The 15793-nt window shown below is 56.7% G+C and carries 11 protein-coding genes and 1 pseudogene; 1 reads left to right on the top strand and 11 read right to left on the bottom strand.

The window, feature by feature from the left end; genetic code table 11:
- A complete protein-coding gene (locus RRU01S_RS24055; RefSeq protein WP_045232781.1) occupies positions 1-1644 on the bottom strand; it encodes a Na/Pi cotransporter family protein in 1644 nt (547 codons plus the stop codon).
- A 592-nt stretch (positions 1645-2236) separates the two neighbouring features.
- Between RRU01S_RS24055 and RRU01S_RS24045 the strand changes: the two are divergent.
- A pseudogene (locus RRU01S_RS24045) lies at positions 2237-2425 on the top strand (PfkB family carbohydrate kinase); the annotation flags it as partial.
- A 221-nt stretch (positions 2426-2646) separates the two neighbouring features.
- Here RRU01S_RS24045 and RRU01S_RS24040 read toward each other — a convergent pair.
- From RRU01S_RS24040 to RRU01S_RS23995, 10 genes are all read right to left on the bottom strand, one after another.
- The gene (locus RRU01S_RS24040) at positions 2647-3711 is read right to left on the bottom strand and encodes an ABC transporter ATP-binding protein (protein ID WP_045232764.1); all 1065 of its coding nucleotides are present in this window, start codon (positions 3709-3711) and stop codon (positions 2647-2649) included.
- A 16-nt stretch (positions 3712-3727) separates the two neighbouring features.
- Positions 3728-4570: a carbohydrate ABC transporter permease gene (locus tag RRU01S_RS24035; RefSeq protein WP_045232763.1), complete on the bottom strand. Its 843-nt coding sequence runs from the start codon at positions 4568-4570 to the stop codon at positions 3728-3730.
- Positions 4560-5495, bottom strand: coding sequence for a carbohydrate ABC transporter permease (locus tag RRU01S_RS24030; protein WP_045232762.1), 936 nt, complete (start codon positions 5493-5495; stop codon positions 4560-4562). Before RRU01S_RS24030 ends, RRU01S_RS24035 begins: the two co-directional genes overlap by 11 nt.
- A gap of 10 nt (positions 5496-5505) precedes the next feature.
- The gene (locus RRU01S_RS24025; protein WP_045232761.1) at positions 5506-6768 is read right to left on the bottom strand and encodes an ABC transporter substrate-binding protein; all 1263 of its coding nucleotides are present in this window, start codon (positions 6766-6768) and stop codon (positions 5506-5508) included.
- Between the two features lie 49 nt (positions 6769-6817).
- Positions 6818-8419, bottom strand: coding sequence for an FAD-dependent oxidoreductase (locus RRU01S_RS24020; protein WP_045232760.1), 1602 nt, complete (start codon positions 8417-8419; stop codon positions 6818-6820).
- Positions 8420-8432: 13 nt separating this feature from the next.
- The gene (locus tag RRU01S_RS24015; protein WP_045232759.1) at positions 8433-9479 is read right to left on the bottom strand and encodes a LacI family DNA-binding transcriptional regulator; all 1047 of its coding nucleotides are present in this window, start codon (positions 9477-9479) and stop codon (positions 8433-8435) included.
- A gap of 350 nt (positions 9480-9829) precedes the next feature.
- Complete coding sequence (locus RRU01S_RS24010; RefSeq protein WP_045232758.1) at positions 9830-10771, bottom strand: nucleotidyltransferase and HEPN domain-containing protein; 942 nt, start codon at positions 10769-10771, stop codon at positions 9830-9832.
- Positions 10772-11349: 578 nt separating this feature from the next.
- Positions 11350-12420 (bottom strand): lipocalin-like domain-containing protein, encoded by a 1071-nt coding sequence (locus RRU01S_RS24005; RefSeq protein ID WP_045232757.1) that lies wholly within the window; start codon positions 12418-12420, stop codon positions 11350-11352.
- Complete coding sequence (locus tag RRU01S_RS24000; protein ID WP_045232756.1) at positions 12410-14818, bottom strand: ABC transporter permease; 2409 nt, start codon at positions 14816-14818, stop codon at positions 12410-12412. Before RRU01S_RS24000 ends, RRU01S_RS24005 begins: the two co-directional genes overlap by 11 nt.
- A complete protein-coding gene (locus RRU01S_RS23995) occupies positions 14815-15474 on the bottom strand; it encodes an ABC transporter ATP-binding protein (RefSeq protein WP_045232780.1) in 660 nt (219 codons plus the stop codon). The genes RRU01S_RS24000 and RRU01S_RS23995 overlap by 4 nt, the downstream gene beginning before the upstream one ends.
- Positions 15475-15793 lie beyond the last annotated feature (319 nt).

The following is a 15793-nucleotide window of genomic DNA, read 5'->3' as shown; positions in this document are numbered from 1 at the left end:
TTAAGGTGCAGCGCGCACCCGACTTTCCGTTAGCAATCCGCTTTCATCGAGAATAGGGTGAGCAACGGAGATTATATGGGCGTTGATGCGCTTGAGATCGCGCAAGAGGTCAAGATGCAGCGAACTGGTTTGCAGGCTCGCCGCCAAGCCTTCACTTAACCGCGCCAGATGGCGCTCAGAAGACTGTTTTTCCATGTGTCTGACTGTAACCTTCGCCTCCATGAGCTGCATCGCAAGATTGAAATCCCGAGTGACAAAAATTGTCTGAGCGATCCGCAAATTGTCGATTGTGAGGTCGAAAAAAGCCTTCAGCTCCGCAAATCCATCGTCGGAAAACTGCAATCCGAGCGATACTTTCTTGGCAATCAGCGGTACCAAGCCTTTCTCGATGATATCACCAATATGCTCGAGATTAATGGCATAGTCGATCACTACCACCGAACGGCGCCTTTGTTCTTCACTTAACCCAGTGCGTCCAAGCTTCGAGAGATAGACTTTGACGTGCTGTTGAAGCGAATCGACCTTGCCTTCCAGACTTGCGATCTCCCTCAATTTGACAGCATCGTTGCTCTGAAAGCTGTTCGATGCACGTATCACCATACGCTCGATCAGATCACCGACGCCAAGAACTTCTCGGGTGGCGCTGGCAAGCGCGACGACAGGCGTCGATAGCGCATCATTATCGAGAAATTTCGGTCCAGCATCGTTGGTTTCGGCCTCAGGTATCAAACGGTCCATCATGCCTGACAGGGACCGAGAAAATGGCCAGGCAAGAGCTGCCAAAAGCAGGTTGAAGCCAAGATGTGCATCGACGGGCAACTTCTCGAGACTAAAGCCCGCAACGTGCAAGAGTTCCGCAGCATAGCCTGCCAGCGGGAGAGCGATGAAGCAACCCACGGCTCGCACGATGAGGTTGCCGAGTGTAATACGCAATGCTGCCGTGGAGCCACGCAAAGACGCGACCACTGGCGGGATGGCGCCCCCGAGATTGGCACCAAGCACCAGGACGACGATAAGATCTGCGGAAAGAATACCTGTCGAGGCCAGTGACAAGATGAGAACGACGGCAGCAAGACTGGATGACGAGATAAAAGCGATGCCTGCCGCAAAAATCAGTGCTACCAGCCACGCATTGTCGAGCAAGCCGATGAATGCAGCCAGAGCCGGCGATTGTCGCATCGGTTCCGTAGCGGCACTTAGCAGATGCAGCGAGAGCAGCATCAATCCGATGCCGATCAGCGCTGAACCACCACCCTGCCTGGCGGTCGAACTGCTCCGATAGAGCACCAGACCGACGAGAATAATCATTGGAGAAAACCATTCAATGCCTGTCGCAACGATCCAGGCGGTCACTGCGGTGCCGACATTGGCGCCCAGCAGTACGATTTGAGCCATCCGTTGCCGGATCAGTTCTCGTTCAACGAACGATGCGACCATCAGTGCTGTGGCTGTCGAGCTCTGCAATGCTATTGTGGCAATGAAGCCGGAAAGAAAGGAACGAAAACCACCGCGCGTGCCGGAAGCGAGCCCGATGCGCAATCGACTGCCGAACGCACGCGACACGCCCTCCTTGACTAGGGCCAGACCGAACAGCAGCAATGCCACCGCGCCACACAGATTAATCATGACAATTGTCGATTCCATTCTCTGGCCTTGCTTGATTTTATTATGTGTTACATCAGAGATCGCCGCATCCGGCATGTAGACCTTAAAGTTAGTCGCTTTTGGCATATCAGTCGATGATGATCGCATAGGTTCCTGCTGCAATATAGAACGTTGCGTCAGCCAACACCTTATTCGTCGATAACGAACGCTCGACAGAGGCGAAGAATACGTCTCGGCAATAGATGCTCGAACGCTGCAGTCCGGACGAACCGGCAGATGAGCGGTACAGACAATATCGCACCGGGTTTATCTTCTAAGACCGCATTGAGGGCTTCGAACGTAGATTCTCGCGGCGCGCGGATCAAACCGATTTCCGAGTTTCGCCCCGGTCGCTTAATTTTCGCACAGTGAGATTTCGGTTTATAGCAAGTTGATTTGGGGCAAGGGTAGCAAATTGCTTTCCCCGCCTGCCTCCGATCCAACCAAGCTGCGCCTTGAAGGGAGAACAGGATTATCGCGACACCGACAAGAACCCGTAACTCCGGAATCTCGCCAAGATATATATATCCAGCGGCGATCGAAAACACGATGGATAAATAGCCGACAGGCGCCAGAATGCTGGCATCGGCCCGCACAGTTGGTGCATAAACCTGCGCAACCCGTCGTCGTCGTCGACACGACAGGCGCAGGTGACGCATTCAATGCGGGGTTCATCAACGCATGGCTGAATGGCGAAGCAAACACAGATTGTGTCGAAGCTGGAATTTACGCCGGAACTCTGTCGGTTCAGGTAGCCGGTGGCGCGGGCGTTCTTTTATAGTGCGCGGCAGGAATACCTGGCTTTTGGCAACCTTGCCGACATCTAATGGCTCTGTTGAGATCATAGAAATGGCGGGACAGCGGTTTATCGGCTGAATTGGCCATAAAGCGAATTCCGTTTCATGGCAGCAAAGTTGAGGTACTATGCCGATGGTGAATTCAGAGGACTTTTCGACGTTCAATGAGCAGTTATCACTTGCCCGATGTCCCAAATTGCGCGTGTCAGTTAAGGCGAGTAGCGCCCTCTTCCGAAAAAAGGTGGATGGCGTCGATATCCGGTGAGATGTTTATAATATCGCCGGTGGTAGCACGGATCCTCTCACGGAAGACGCCGATCAGTTGCGTGGTTCCTAAAGTCATCGTCACCTGGGTTTCTGGACCCATTGGCTCAATGAGAACGATCTTGGCAGGGTGGCTGGGTTGGTCAGGATGATCATTCAACAGAAAATGTTCTGGACGAATGCCGTAGACAGCAGTCTGGCCCACATTGGCGCTCAACGAAACCGGCAAGGGCAAAACAACCCCGGATGTCTGGAAGCCCTGCTCAGTTATTGTGCCGTTGAGGAAATTCATCGACGGAGAACCGATAAAGCTGGCAACGAAGCGGTTAGCGGGGCGATCATATAGGTCGAGGGGCACGCCGATTTGTTCAACTCGACCGCCGTTGAGGACAACGATCCTGTCGGCCATGGTCATGGCCTCGACCTGATCGTGGGTGACATAGACGGTAGTGGTCTTGAGTTTCTGGTGCAACGCTTTGATCTCGCCACGCATGACAACGCGCAGTTTCGCATCGAGGTTGGACAGTGGCTCGTCGAAGAGGAAAACCTGCGGATTACGAACGATGGCGCGACCCATTGCCACTCGCTGCCGCTGGCCGCCCGACAACTGGCGAGGGTATCGGTCGAGGAGGGCTTCAAGCCCCAGAATGCCGGCCGCCCAATTAACCCGGTCTTTTATCTCCGCTGTGCTCGCACCACGGTGTTCAAGCGAAAAGCCCATATTGCTCGCGACCGTCATATGCGGATAGAGCGCATAGCTCTGAAAAACCATGGCGATGTCGCGATCCTTGGGATCGAGGTCGTTGACGACGCGCCCACCGATGTCGAGCGTGCCCCCGCTAATGGTTTCGAGCCCGGCGATCATGCGCAGCAGCGTGGACTTGCCGCAGCCGGACGGACCGACAAGCACGACGAACTCGCCGTCGTCGATGTTAAGGTCGACGCCATGGATGACTTTGATGGCGCCATAACTTTTGCGAATGTCAGAAAGGCTTACCTGAGCCATGATGTGATCCCGTTGTTCAGCCCTTGAGGCCTGTATGCGCAAGCCCTTCAACGAAATGTTTTTGGGCTATGATGAAAACGATGAGGACGGGTAGTGCCGTCAGCGTGGCCGCAGCGAGCTGGATGTTCCACATCGGCCCGCCATAGGCATCGGTATATTGGGTGAGCGCCTGCGGCAGCGTGAACATCTCGGCACTCGACAGGAAGACGATTGGCTCGAGAAACAGATTCCACGAGTGTAAGAAGGTGAAGATCGCCACTGATGCCAGGGCGGGTTTCGCAAGCGGAAGAGCAATCTTGCGGAAGATCTTGAAGCGGCCGAGACCATCCACCCGTGCGGCTTCCTCGAGTTCGGCCGGTAGCGTCACGAAGAACTGACGCATGACGAATGTGGCGAACACGCTCGGGGCGCCAAAGATCGGAACCAGGATCAGCGGCCAATGGGTGTTGACCATGCCGGCCTTCAGGAACATCTGGAACAGAGGCACGATCGTCACCTCCGACGGGATCAAGAGGCCGAGCAGGACGACCATGAAGATCGCATCGGCGCCTGGAAACCTTATCCGGGCGAAGGCGTAGCCGGCCATCGACGACACGACCATCGTGCCAATGGTGACGACGGCGGCGATATAGGCCGAATTCCAGTACTGCCGAACGAAGGGCTGCAACTCGAAAACCTTCGAGTAGGTCGTCCAGTCATAGGTCTGCGGGATCAGTTGTGGCGGGAAGGCAAAGATATCGCTGATCGGCTTGATCGATGATGTGACCATCCACCAGGTCGGAAAGACGAAGGGTATGAGCAGCACACACATCAGGCCGTAGAGCACCACCTGCATGCGCGGGGAAAGGTCAGTTTTCATAGAAGACGATCCTCTTGCGCATCTGCCACTGGGCAAAGGTCAGGATAGCGACGATCACGAAGAGCAGGATGGAGAGCGTCGAGCCGTAACCGAAGTAGTGGAACTGAAAGGCCTGCTGGTAGAGGTAATAGACCAGCACAGTGGTTGAGAGGCCCGGCCCGCCCTGGGTGAGCACCGCGATCTGCGCAAACACCTGCAGCGAACCAACAATGGTGATGATCGAGGTCAGCAGGATCGTCGGGCTGATCAGCGGCAGGGTAATTCGGCGGAACTGCTTGAAAGCTGGTGCGCCGTCGATGCGGGCAGCTTCGTAGAGTTCTTTCGGTACGCCCTGCAGCGCCGCCAGAAACAGGATCATATTGAGGCCGACATTCTTGAACACCTGCACGACGATGACAGAGATCATCGCCGTCGTCTCCTCTCGCAGCCAGTTCGGACCTTCAACACCGAGCATCAAGAGCATGCCGTTGATGCCGCCATTCTTCTGCAAAAGGAACCCCCAGACGATCGTCCAGGCGACCAGCGACACAACGACGGGCGAGAAAAACAGCGTGCGAAAAATGGCAATGCCGGCAAGCTTCTGGTTGAGCAGGACGGCGAGCAACAGTGCCAGCGACATATTGAGCACGACGAGACCGGCAGAGAAGATCGCGGTGGCACCGAGCACTTCGAGAAGGTTGGTATCCTCGATCACCATCCGGTAATTCTGGCTGCCGGTGAAGGTGAAGGTATTGGCGAGCACGTTCCACTCATGCAGCGAATACCAGAACACGAGGCCGAGCGGCACCAGCACGAAGGTGATGATGCCGATCAGTTGCGGTGCAACGAACAGGAAACCGGCGAGGCTGTCTCGCCGCGCGATCGTCCAGAACGGCGGCGATGCGCCATTTTTCGACGTTTCATATTGATGACGCGCGACGTCCATCGAGATCTCCTCAGCGCTTCAGAAGTGGGCCGATTTGACCGCAGATCTTCTGCAATGTGCCGGGCACATCCGCTTCCGGGCGCCACACCGCATCAAGGTTCGAGCGAACCATCTGCTGAATTTGGGCAAAGCCGCTATGCCCCGGCATGACCTTGCCTGTAGCGATGCCAGCAATGACGACCTTTTCGATCTGCTCCTGGCTCAGCAGCGGATTGGTCTTCTTCAATACCTCTGCGTTCAGCAAAGACTTGCGCGCCGACGGGAAGAACTGGCTGAGTTTCGCCGAATTTTCGGGATTGGTCATGTAGGCGACGAACTCTGCCGCGATCTTGGCGTTCTTGCCCGACTGCATGACGCCGATACCGGCCTGCCCGATGAGAGAATAGTCACCAGCCGGACCCTTCGGCAGCGGTACGATATCCCACGAGAACGGCTTATCCTTGGGTAGAAGCGAGGCGCGGCTGATCTGGGTAATTGTCATTGCCGCATTGCCGGCAAAGAAGTCGACGGTTTCGCCGGGGCCGGGCATTGCCTTTTTGGTGAAGATGGCATCGTGGATAAACGACAGAGCATTTGCCATCGGCTCCTCGGCCATGCTGCAAGTCTTGCCGTCCTCGCTCCAGGGCGACGCGCCCCAGCCGTTCCAGACCGATGTAAGATACTGCCAATTTTGGTAGTTGAAATCGCGGACTACGAGGCCACCCTTCCCGGATTTTCCAACAGCGGAGGCAGTAGCAATGGCGTTGTCCCACGTCCATTCACCGCTGGCGATCAACTCGGCCGGCGTCTTGGCGCCGGCAGCCTTGATCACGTCGTTATTGACAAACATCGCAAATGGCGAGGTTGAGAAGGGATAGGCATAAAGCACGCCGTCCTGAGACCAGCGCTCGGTCGCACCGGCGCTGACTTCCTCGATGTTATAGCCCTTGGCCGTCTTCAGCGTTTCGGTCAGGGGATAAAGCGCACCGGATTTGACAAAGTCATAGGCAGTGGTCTCGAAGATCCATGCCATGTCGGGGGCATTGCCTCCGGCAATCTGCGTGGTCAACGCTGTAGTATAGGTGTCGAACGGGAGCGACTCGTAGGCCACACTGACGTTCGGGTGGTCCTTCTTGAACCCGACGGCTATCTCGTTGAAGAGTTTCAGATGCGCCTCGTTCGCGCTCCAGACGGTCATTCGCAGGTCCACGGTGTCCTGCGCCTGTGCGATGCCGCCCAGACCGAGTAAAGCCAGTACGAAAGCAGTCGATTTCAAAGTCAGGTTATAGGGCATTCCCGGTCCTCCTCCAAAGATGGGTTCGATCTACAGATGGTATTTCGTCTCAGTAGGCTGCGATTTCCGGCCAACGTATCTCGATGCCCTCGCGGGTCAGCGACGCCTGGAAGTCGTGAAGGTGTTTGTCATCGGCCTGAACCTGATGTGGCGTCAGACCCTTTTCGAGACTGAAGGCAGCCAGCATTCCGGCAACCTCGCCAATATTCCATTCGACCGGATGCAAGCGGTAGCAGCCGTTGGTGATGTGGGTGGTGCCGATGTTCTTGCCGGCCGGGATGAGGTTCTTCATTCTTTGTGGCAAGAGCGCGCCAAGCGGGATTTCGAACGGGCAAGACGGCACGTCTACATAATTGTCGCCGCCAGTCGATGGGTGCAGGTCAATGCGATACATTCCAATGCCGATGCTATCGCGGTATCGCAGGGCTCCTTTGTCACCACGAACGGTGTGGGAAAGGTCCTGCTCAACAATACGGGTGACAGGCTTGATGCGGCGACTTTCACGAATATAGGGCGCCATGGCGAGGCCGTGGTCTGTGCCGGTGATGTCTCCACGCAGGCGCAGGCCTTGATAGCCTTGGCCGCCATCGAGGCGCGGCGCTTCCGTCTGCAACCAGTAGAACACGGAATAGGAGAGGTCTGCGGCCGACTTCAGATGTCGTGCCTTCTCATCATCGGAAATGTCGATGATCGTGCCTTCCATGTAGTCGATCATCGGCCAGTTGACGAGGCAGATGTCAGACTTGTAGAAGCCGGGCGTAAAATTCTTGCGGGCCGCAATGCGGCGAAAGATCCAGAGGTTTTCGTCGCCACCACCCTTGCGTTGGTCGGCATCCACGAGAAGAGGATCATCGTCGGGATTGGGCGTGAAGGAACGGGTCGTATGTTCCAGAGTGCGCGGGTGTGGAGCCGTGAGGCCAAGCATTGGACCGCCCCAGAAATGCGGTTCATACTGTTTCCAGTAGTCATAGTTTTCCGGCTTGTCGATTGTCTGGTCGCCGTCGACATGGTCGATGGCAAAGCAGATTGACACTGCCTGGACATTATCAGGTTGCGCATGGGCAGGTGCACTTGGCTCATCGGTGTCGGACTGCGCCTCGAAGCCCTTGGCATATTCGGTGCCGGTCATCGGGAGAAGATCGCCAAGCTCGGTGGCATCGAGGATATAATCGGCGGAAATGACAATATCGGCGCCGCTGTCGCGGTGACGTACGGTTATGGAGCGGACCGTGTCGCGGTCGACATCGGCAGCAACTGGCCGATACGGTTTCAGTATCGTCAGGCGGTTGGCACCTTGATACGGGGCGAGCATGCTTTCCATGACGGCAAGGCTGACACGCGGTTCGGCGCAAATGCGGCTAACCCATCCGGCACCTGGATTGAGATCAGTCCAGGCGCGCGCGCCTTCGGTCAACGGATAATGGTCGCGGTAATACTGGCGCACGCCTTGCCGCAGTTTGCGATAGGACCGGGTAATGCCGAACTGTTCGACCCATGTATGTTCGTCGGACGGCACGGCTTGGCTGGTCAACTGGCCGCCAATCCAGTCGTATTCTTCGGTCATGATCACGGTGCGGCCGGCCCGTGCTGCACCTAGGGCCGCTGCCACGCCACCAAGGCCACCACCAATCACTAGAATATCTGCTCGCATCTCTTTCACGTATTTACATCCTTCCTGTTGTGGGAATTGAAGGGGCTAGCCCGAGGGTTTCGCCGTCGACCGGATCACATGGAAGAAGGATCTGCTCGCCGCTGCTGCCAGTCTCGATGCGGTTCACCAACATGGCGGTTGCCCGCCTGCCCATTTCCTCGCGCGGAATATCGTAGGAGGTGAAGCGTATTGGACTGCGACTGGCGCGAATATGGCTGCCCAACACGATCATCGATAGATCGCGTGGAACCATGATTCCACGCTCGCGTGCCAGACCTTCAACACGCACTGCGTCGGCCAGTTCAATGAAGAAGGCAGCCGTAGCTCCAGACGACAGTATGACATCCAGAATCTCGTCGGCAGGACGATTGACGGAGCCGATATGGGCCACCAGTTGCGCTTGGGAGGTCAGCGCCGCATTGAAACCGAGCCAGCGGTCGGCAATGGATTCAGCTGGTCCTTCCGGCCCGATATAGGCGAACTTCGAATGTCCGAGCGATCCAGCCTTGTCTACCAGCGCGCGGGTGCCAGCGGCATAATCGCCGCCGACGTATGGAACGGGTCCCCCAGCGTCCTCTCGTCGACCAATCGCCACGAACGGGTAATCTTCCGCAACCAGCCTGGCGAGTTCCTTGCGATCGAATTCGCGCCCGAGGACTAGGCAGCCGTCGGCAATGCGCAGCCGGTTGCCCTCGGAGAAAATCTTGCGATTGTTGCCGACACCGGCGCTGGTCAGGAGGAGCAAGTCGTAATTCTGCTGCTGCGCCTCTTCCTCTATGCCAAGCAGGAATGGCGTGAAGAAATCGGCCTGCGCGCTTGGAAAAGCAGGCTCGTACGTAAAGACGCCAAGGATGCGGTTGAGCCCCTTCGCCATGCGCCGGGCAATGGGATCAGCAACATAACCAGTGGAGCGAATGACTTCCTGTATCCGCTCACGCGTATCGGCCGGAATTCGGGCCAATGCCGTTGGAGTGCCATTTACAACAAGCGATACGGTGGCCTGACTAACGCCTGCCAGTTTCGCAATATCGTGTTGTGTCAGACGCTTAGTGATCGTCATGTTTCGAATTCCAAAGCCCATAATTCTGCTAATACGTATTAGCTGCTAATACGTATAAACAACCACGACACTTGAGTTGTCAAGAACGAAATTGCGCAAAGGTCTGATAAAAGCGGCCAGAGAATTCGGCGTGCGACAGGGTTTCGAATGTAGTGAACAGCGAATGAAACCAGGGGAGTGTCGCGGTTTGATCGGCGTCCAGGTTCATCAAATCTGGAGTCCCGTACTTCAGGGTTGCTCTAAACCAATCCTACCGGAAATTACAGTTGCCTACGAAATCCAGCCACACTACGCGCTGGGACAGGATTGATTTGGGCCTGTAAGGCTCGCCGACTGATCACTGCCTGCCGTTATCCTTGCCCAGTCGGCACGTCACGCTCCAGCTGTCCGATGTGCTCGTCACAAACAACCTTCACCAATTCAAGGAGATGCGCCGTCCGCTCTCCGAGCCAGACAAGCGCTTCCTCGCTGATCTCGAAATGCTTCGAATACCGAGCCTTCACGTAGGCTTCATTGACAGTGTTGAACCAAGCCCGCTCTCGGTGCTGATCGCGAGGAAAGGCTTCCACCAATCGGAAGTCCTGCTCTTCCGCAAGCGAGCGCAGAAACTTGATGTTATGTGACGCAGGCCCGTAGTTTGTCAGTGTCAACAGAACGCAAGAGTACAATTGCTCGATTGCTTGATGAAGACTGAAAGCTGACCAATTCGTCCAAGCGCCACCTTGTTTCCGCGATTCACCAAGCTGAAAGCGAGCGGTTTCAAGCACGACATTTGCCTCAGCGTACCGCTGATCAAAATGCTCCCGCGCCACTCTCAATCGCTCCTCTGCAGTCAGCGGCTTCGGCTCAGCCAATGGCTCATCGTCGAGCTCGTAGAGAACGATACCTTCCTTGCGAATATCCGAGAAGAAGTAATGCCCTTCCTTCAGCTGCGTGTTCACCTCACGGCGTGAGTGAACGATGAACTGTGCCGGCGTCTCTATAAAGCTATCGCGGATCAAACGATCGGCTGCCTTGTACCAGTATTCGGCAAAGTCGGTCAGCTTGCGATTGTTGACGATGACGAGCAAATCAAAATCAGAGCGATAGCCCTTCATCGTATGCGGCTCGTCGACAAAGGTGCCGCGGGCGTAAGAGCCGAACAGGATGATTTTCAGGATGCGTCCACGCTTCTTGAATTCGGCTGTTCCCTCGCCCATTGCATCCTCGAACTCCTCGTGCAGGATTTCCAGCGCACGGGCAAGCTCGCGTTGCTTTCGGGGCGGGATATGATCGAGGGAAGACTTCATCATGGCAACAGGTTCTGATTGGCTCGTCGTAACGGTATCGACTCTCTAGGGTGTCGCATTGAAGAATCTTACACAGTTCAAACAAAACAACAATCGCAAGAAATGCCAGTATGGCATTGGGACCAATCAGATAAAGGCTTACGTTGCGGTTCGTCAGCCCCCATCTGCGCGGCTGTTTCAATACCGGTCTGGGTGCCGCGAGCTAAAACGTGCCCTCATCAGTCGCCCGACTTCTGCGCAGTCTTCGCAACATGCAGCCAGGCGTTTCGTCTTTCCCACTGAGACGACGAACGGGTGGCACTATCGTCGTTCTCGCGTGTCGACGATGCACGATACTCCGAAATTTCCCCTCCATCACAAAGCCGATCCAAAAGGGGAATAGCAGCTCTAAGTCGAAAAGCCTCGTGACTTTTTCCCGGGGTCTTGAATGTTGAATTGGCGATCCGGCTTAATCCGTAGCAATTTGACGTCAACTCCTATCAAACAGCTCCTCCGGAATAAAGGAGAACGAAAGCGTAAAAAGACAGCCTACTTGAACGCAGAGAGAGAAATTCTACCCTTGGCAAAGAAGCGCCCGGCCGCTAATAGCCGGTCATTTCAAGATACCCAACACCCGTTGTGCTACCTCCGAAGCTAATCGGACCCTCCCAGTATGGCGGCGAGGTTGCCATCCACGATTGGTCGTTCAAAGGCTGGGTTGTGATGTCCAGAGACTTGTTCGGAATTTGGATACGCCAGCCAACCGGGATGTCACGCCCGTCTACCTTAGCTCGTCTTATGGGTTCTAGACGAACGTCGTCCTTCGACAGCGGGGTAGTCTGTCCGTCATTAGATACCCAGTTCGCCGAGATAAACCCATCCTTGTCATCGCGGAGCCGGAAAGCCATCAGCTTCTCACCCGTGTCCAGATGGAGAGAAAACCAATCCCACCCCGTTTGATTGTTCGCAAGTGGCTGGGAGGACCACTCCCGGTCCAGCCATGCCTTGCCTGTGACCTTCACATCAGAGCCGGCTAGCTTGATGGCCCCGGACACGTGATAGGAGGGTTGCGAGTAATAATAGCTGGCCTGGCCCGCCCCAGATTTTACGGAGAAGCCGCGATCTCCTTGCAGAACAAGAGGTCCGTTTGCGTCCAGGTTCAGGCTGTAGCTGAAATCGCTCCCGTTGGCTGTGAGGGTAAGGTCATCCAGTTGGTCCGATGTCGACGGTGTTGCGCCCTTCATCTGCCAATCATCGATCCAGGCTTCAAAGGGTGCAATGCTGACCCCTGCCTGCCCGACGCCTCCCCGGCCGAGACGTTCAGCGAAATAGTGGTGGTCATCCGTGGTGAGAGCTGCGTGGCCGATCCAAACCTGGGGATCTGAAAATCCCTCGCCGCTTCCGGGTGCCAGGGCTGACCGGAACAGCGTCCATTGGGCCCCATATCTTTTGCCGTCTTTGCCTTGGAGATTGGCTGTTACGTACCACCATTCGATCCGATAATCGGGGTGAGCGCCGTGGTCTGCCGGGAAGGACAATTCATGTCCTTGTTGAGGCACTGAGAAACCCTCTGCATCGGAACCGAGCCCGGCGAAGCCTTGGCCCTGGCTACTGCCAGCGGAGGCAGCCATGAAAATTGCGGCCAGAATCGCGACCCACTTTCTAGCGTTCATTGGCGAAAATCCTGAGCAAATCTGCGGGGTTGATCGTTGCCAAGCGACGAACAGGCACGGCGACCGATAAGAGAGCAGCAACAAACGCTATTGAGCCCAGCCAAACCCAATCCAGCGGGAAGACTGTCATCGGCAGACGCCAGCCGAAGGCTTGCACGTTGACGATTGCCAACAGTACCCACGCCAAACCAAGACCAACAGGGATGGCGGCAACAAATGTGGCGAGCCACAGGGCCAAAGTGCGGGCGACCTCATAAAATGCCAAATCTCGCCGCCGGATGCCTATGGCCCAGAGCGGTGCCAGCTGGGGTAGGCGGATGCCGGACAGTGTGAGCAGACTGGCGAACATTGCGAAACCGGCGACGCCAAGCGTCAACACATTCAAGGCGCCGGTGACGGTGAACGTCTGCTCGAAAATGGCCCTCGATTGCTGCTTGAGGGACGCATGATCGATGACTGCGGTTTGCGGGAGGCCGAACTCGCTGACGATCTGTGCCTTGAGATCTTGCGCGCGGTCTGGCGGTACCCGGACGCCGTAGCGGAGTTTGGGAACATCCGGATAATGTGTGACCAGGCTGTCTATTCCGACGATGACCTGCCCTTTGGGATTGCCGTAGTCCGAATAGGTTCCCACCACAGTGACGTTCCAGCCGCCGGGCATGGGGATGGCCTGGCCCAGCTTTGCATCGCCGCGGCGCCACATCTGCTCATTGATGAGGGCGCCGGTGCCCGCAGCGATCTTGTCCCACGCATCTGCGTCAGCCACGATCAAGGGCCAATGGTCGCGGTAGGTTGGATCATCAGCAACGCCGAAGATTTGCAGTTGCTCCCCCAGCACATCGCGCTCGACGCTCCAGATAGGGAGCACCGCTGTGGCGTGCTGTGGAAGCCATTGCCGGAGTCGTTTGGCTTGCTCCTCATCCTGGGCGGTGACGTAAAGTTCCGCTGCCAGCCGTTGATCCAGCCACCCCAGAAATGTCAGCCGGAAACTTGAGACCATGGTTCCGACGCCGATATTCGCCGACAATGCCAGCAAAAGCGCCATCAGCGCGAGCGAGAGGCCTGGCAATTGCAGGCGGGTGTCTGCCCAGAACCATTGTGTCAGAGCCCGTTTAGAAAGGCGTTCTGCGAGGGACAGGCCGATGGCGAGAAGACCCGGCAGCAGGAGGGCGGCGCCCAGCAGCAGGCAGCCCAGCACCGCGAATCCCACGACAAGCCCGGACCCGATGGCAGCCAATATGACCCCGAGAGCCAACAATGCTGCTGCCACTGCTACCTGATAGGTCAGTGTTCTTGCCGAAGCTCTTGCCCAGGCCCTGGGCTGGGCGGCCGTAAGGATGGGCAATGTCCAGACGCGCCACAGGCTTTGTGCCGACGAGATCGCCGTTCCGCCAAGCGCTATCGCCAGCCCTGTTGCCCACCACTCCGGTCGTATCGTTAAGGAGCCGGGCACGCTTGCGCCATAGAGACCGCGCAGGGTAGTCGCCACGCCGGGCATGAGAGCCGAGGCGATGAAATAGCCCATGACGACGCCGATGAGGCCGGAGATAAGCGCCAATCCTGCGAGTTCGATGAGCAGCATGGTTGTGAGCGAAGGTAACGAAACGCCGAGGGACCGCAATGTTCGAAATGTTCCCCGTCGCTGTTCGAACGTCAATCCGGTGGCCGAATAGACGATGAAGAGGCCGACGACAAAGGAGAGGAAACCGAACGCCGTGAGGTTGAGGTGGAAGCTATCTGTGAGACGGGCGACATCCGGCTGATCGTTGTTTTCGCGCAGCGTCAGTTCGGGTGCAATGTTTTCGATGGGTGCCAGTCCAGGCTTTTGTTCACGGGCGACGACGAGGCGGGTGATCTTGCCATGTGTCTCCAGCAGCCGGTCAGCCACCGAGATATCCACGAAGGCGGCATCATCCGGCACGCTATCTGATATCTTGAGACCCATATCCGTTTTGCCACGCAGCTGTTCTGCCGTTGCCTCCGAGACCACGAACTCGCCGGCGGGCGAGAGGAACGCCAGAAGATCAGCCCCATCAGAAACCGTCGCCACCTGCCCTTCCTTCGGCATGCTGAGCGGATCGATGCCGATCAGCGTGATGCGTGACGTGCCGAACCGATATATGCCCTCGATGACGGGAGAGACATTCCACCCTGCACGGCGCAGATTGCCGTAGGACAAGACCGAGATACCGGTGCCGTCTTGCGACACCACTTGAGACAAAGCACCCTGCTCCAGAACGGATGCAGCCCGATCATAGCTGGCGCGCGCCTCGGCATTGATGGCCTGCACGCCGCACCAGAGCGCCGTTGCCAGCGCGATACCCATTACCAGTGTCAGCAATTGCAGCGGCTTGCGACGCCAATGTGACAGCAAGGCCGTGAATGCGACAAGCCTCATCCGGCAATCCGCCCGCTGCGCAGGATGACTTTCCGATCCAGCCGTTCCGCTAATCGGGACGAGTGGGTGACGAGGAGAAGCCCAGACCCGGCGTTGCGTGCGAGCGACAACATCAGATCCAGCACCGTATCGCCGGTGGTCTCATCGAGATTTCCGGTGGCTTCGTCTGCCAGGATGAGAGGAGGCCTTGCCGCGAGCGTTCTTCCAATCGCGACGCGCTGTTGTTGGCCGCCAGAAAGCTGTTCCGGATATCTGGCGAGATAAGCGCTCAAGCCCAGTTCTCGCGTAAGAGCAGCTTCCCAGGCCGGGTCGTACCTGTCGGCGAGCTTGGCGTGAAATGAGATGTTCGCCGCAACATCCAAGGACGGGATCAGGTTAAATTGCTGAAATACGAGGCCAACCTGGGTTCGGCGATATTTGGCACGCGCGCCGTCATCAAACGACGCAAGATCCTGCCCTCCCATCACCACCGAGCCGCCATCCGCATGATCTAGTCCACCCGCCAGATGAAGAAGTGTGCTCTTGCCGCTGCCGGACTCACCCGTCAGAGCCACGCTCTCGCCGGCCGCAACATCAAGGTCGATACCTTTCAGTATCTCTAATGGCCCCTCCGTCGTCATGTAGGATTTACGAACGCCGGAAAGGGAGAGAATCACTGGGGCCTCATGGGGCGGGTGAAGAACCACGAGAGTATCATATTTCTAGCCCGTGTTTGAAGAAACCAGCTCAAGGCGGCGGGGCCGGGCGCCAATCGCCCACAGTCCACCATGGCACCGCTGTATCTCTATCAGCCGGAATCGAATATCCACGCAAACGTTTGACAACATCAAATATCACGTGAAATCGATGGGTGTTACCCGCCTGCAAGTCATCAATCAGATGACTTGCAGGCTTCAAGCGATTAAACTCGCACCGCAGCGCGTCAATTTTTTCTTCAGAAATAACGCTTCGTGCTCTGCTGATGGCTTACTACAT

It is taken from the genome of Agrobacterium rubi TR3 = NBRC 13261 (genome assembly GCF_000739935.1).
GTDB lineage: Bacteria > Pseudomonadota > Alphaproteobacteria > Rhizobiales > Rhizobiaceae > Agrobacterium > Agrobacterium rubi.
This window is presented reverse-complemented; position numbering and strand designations above follow the sequence as displayed.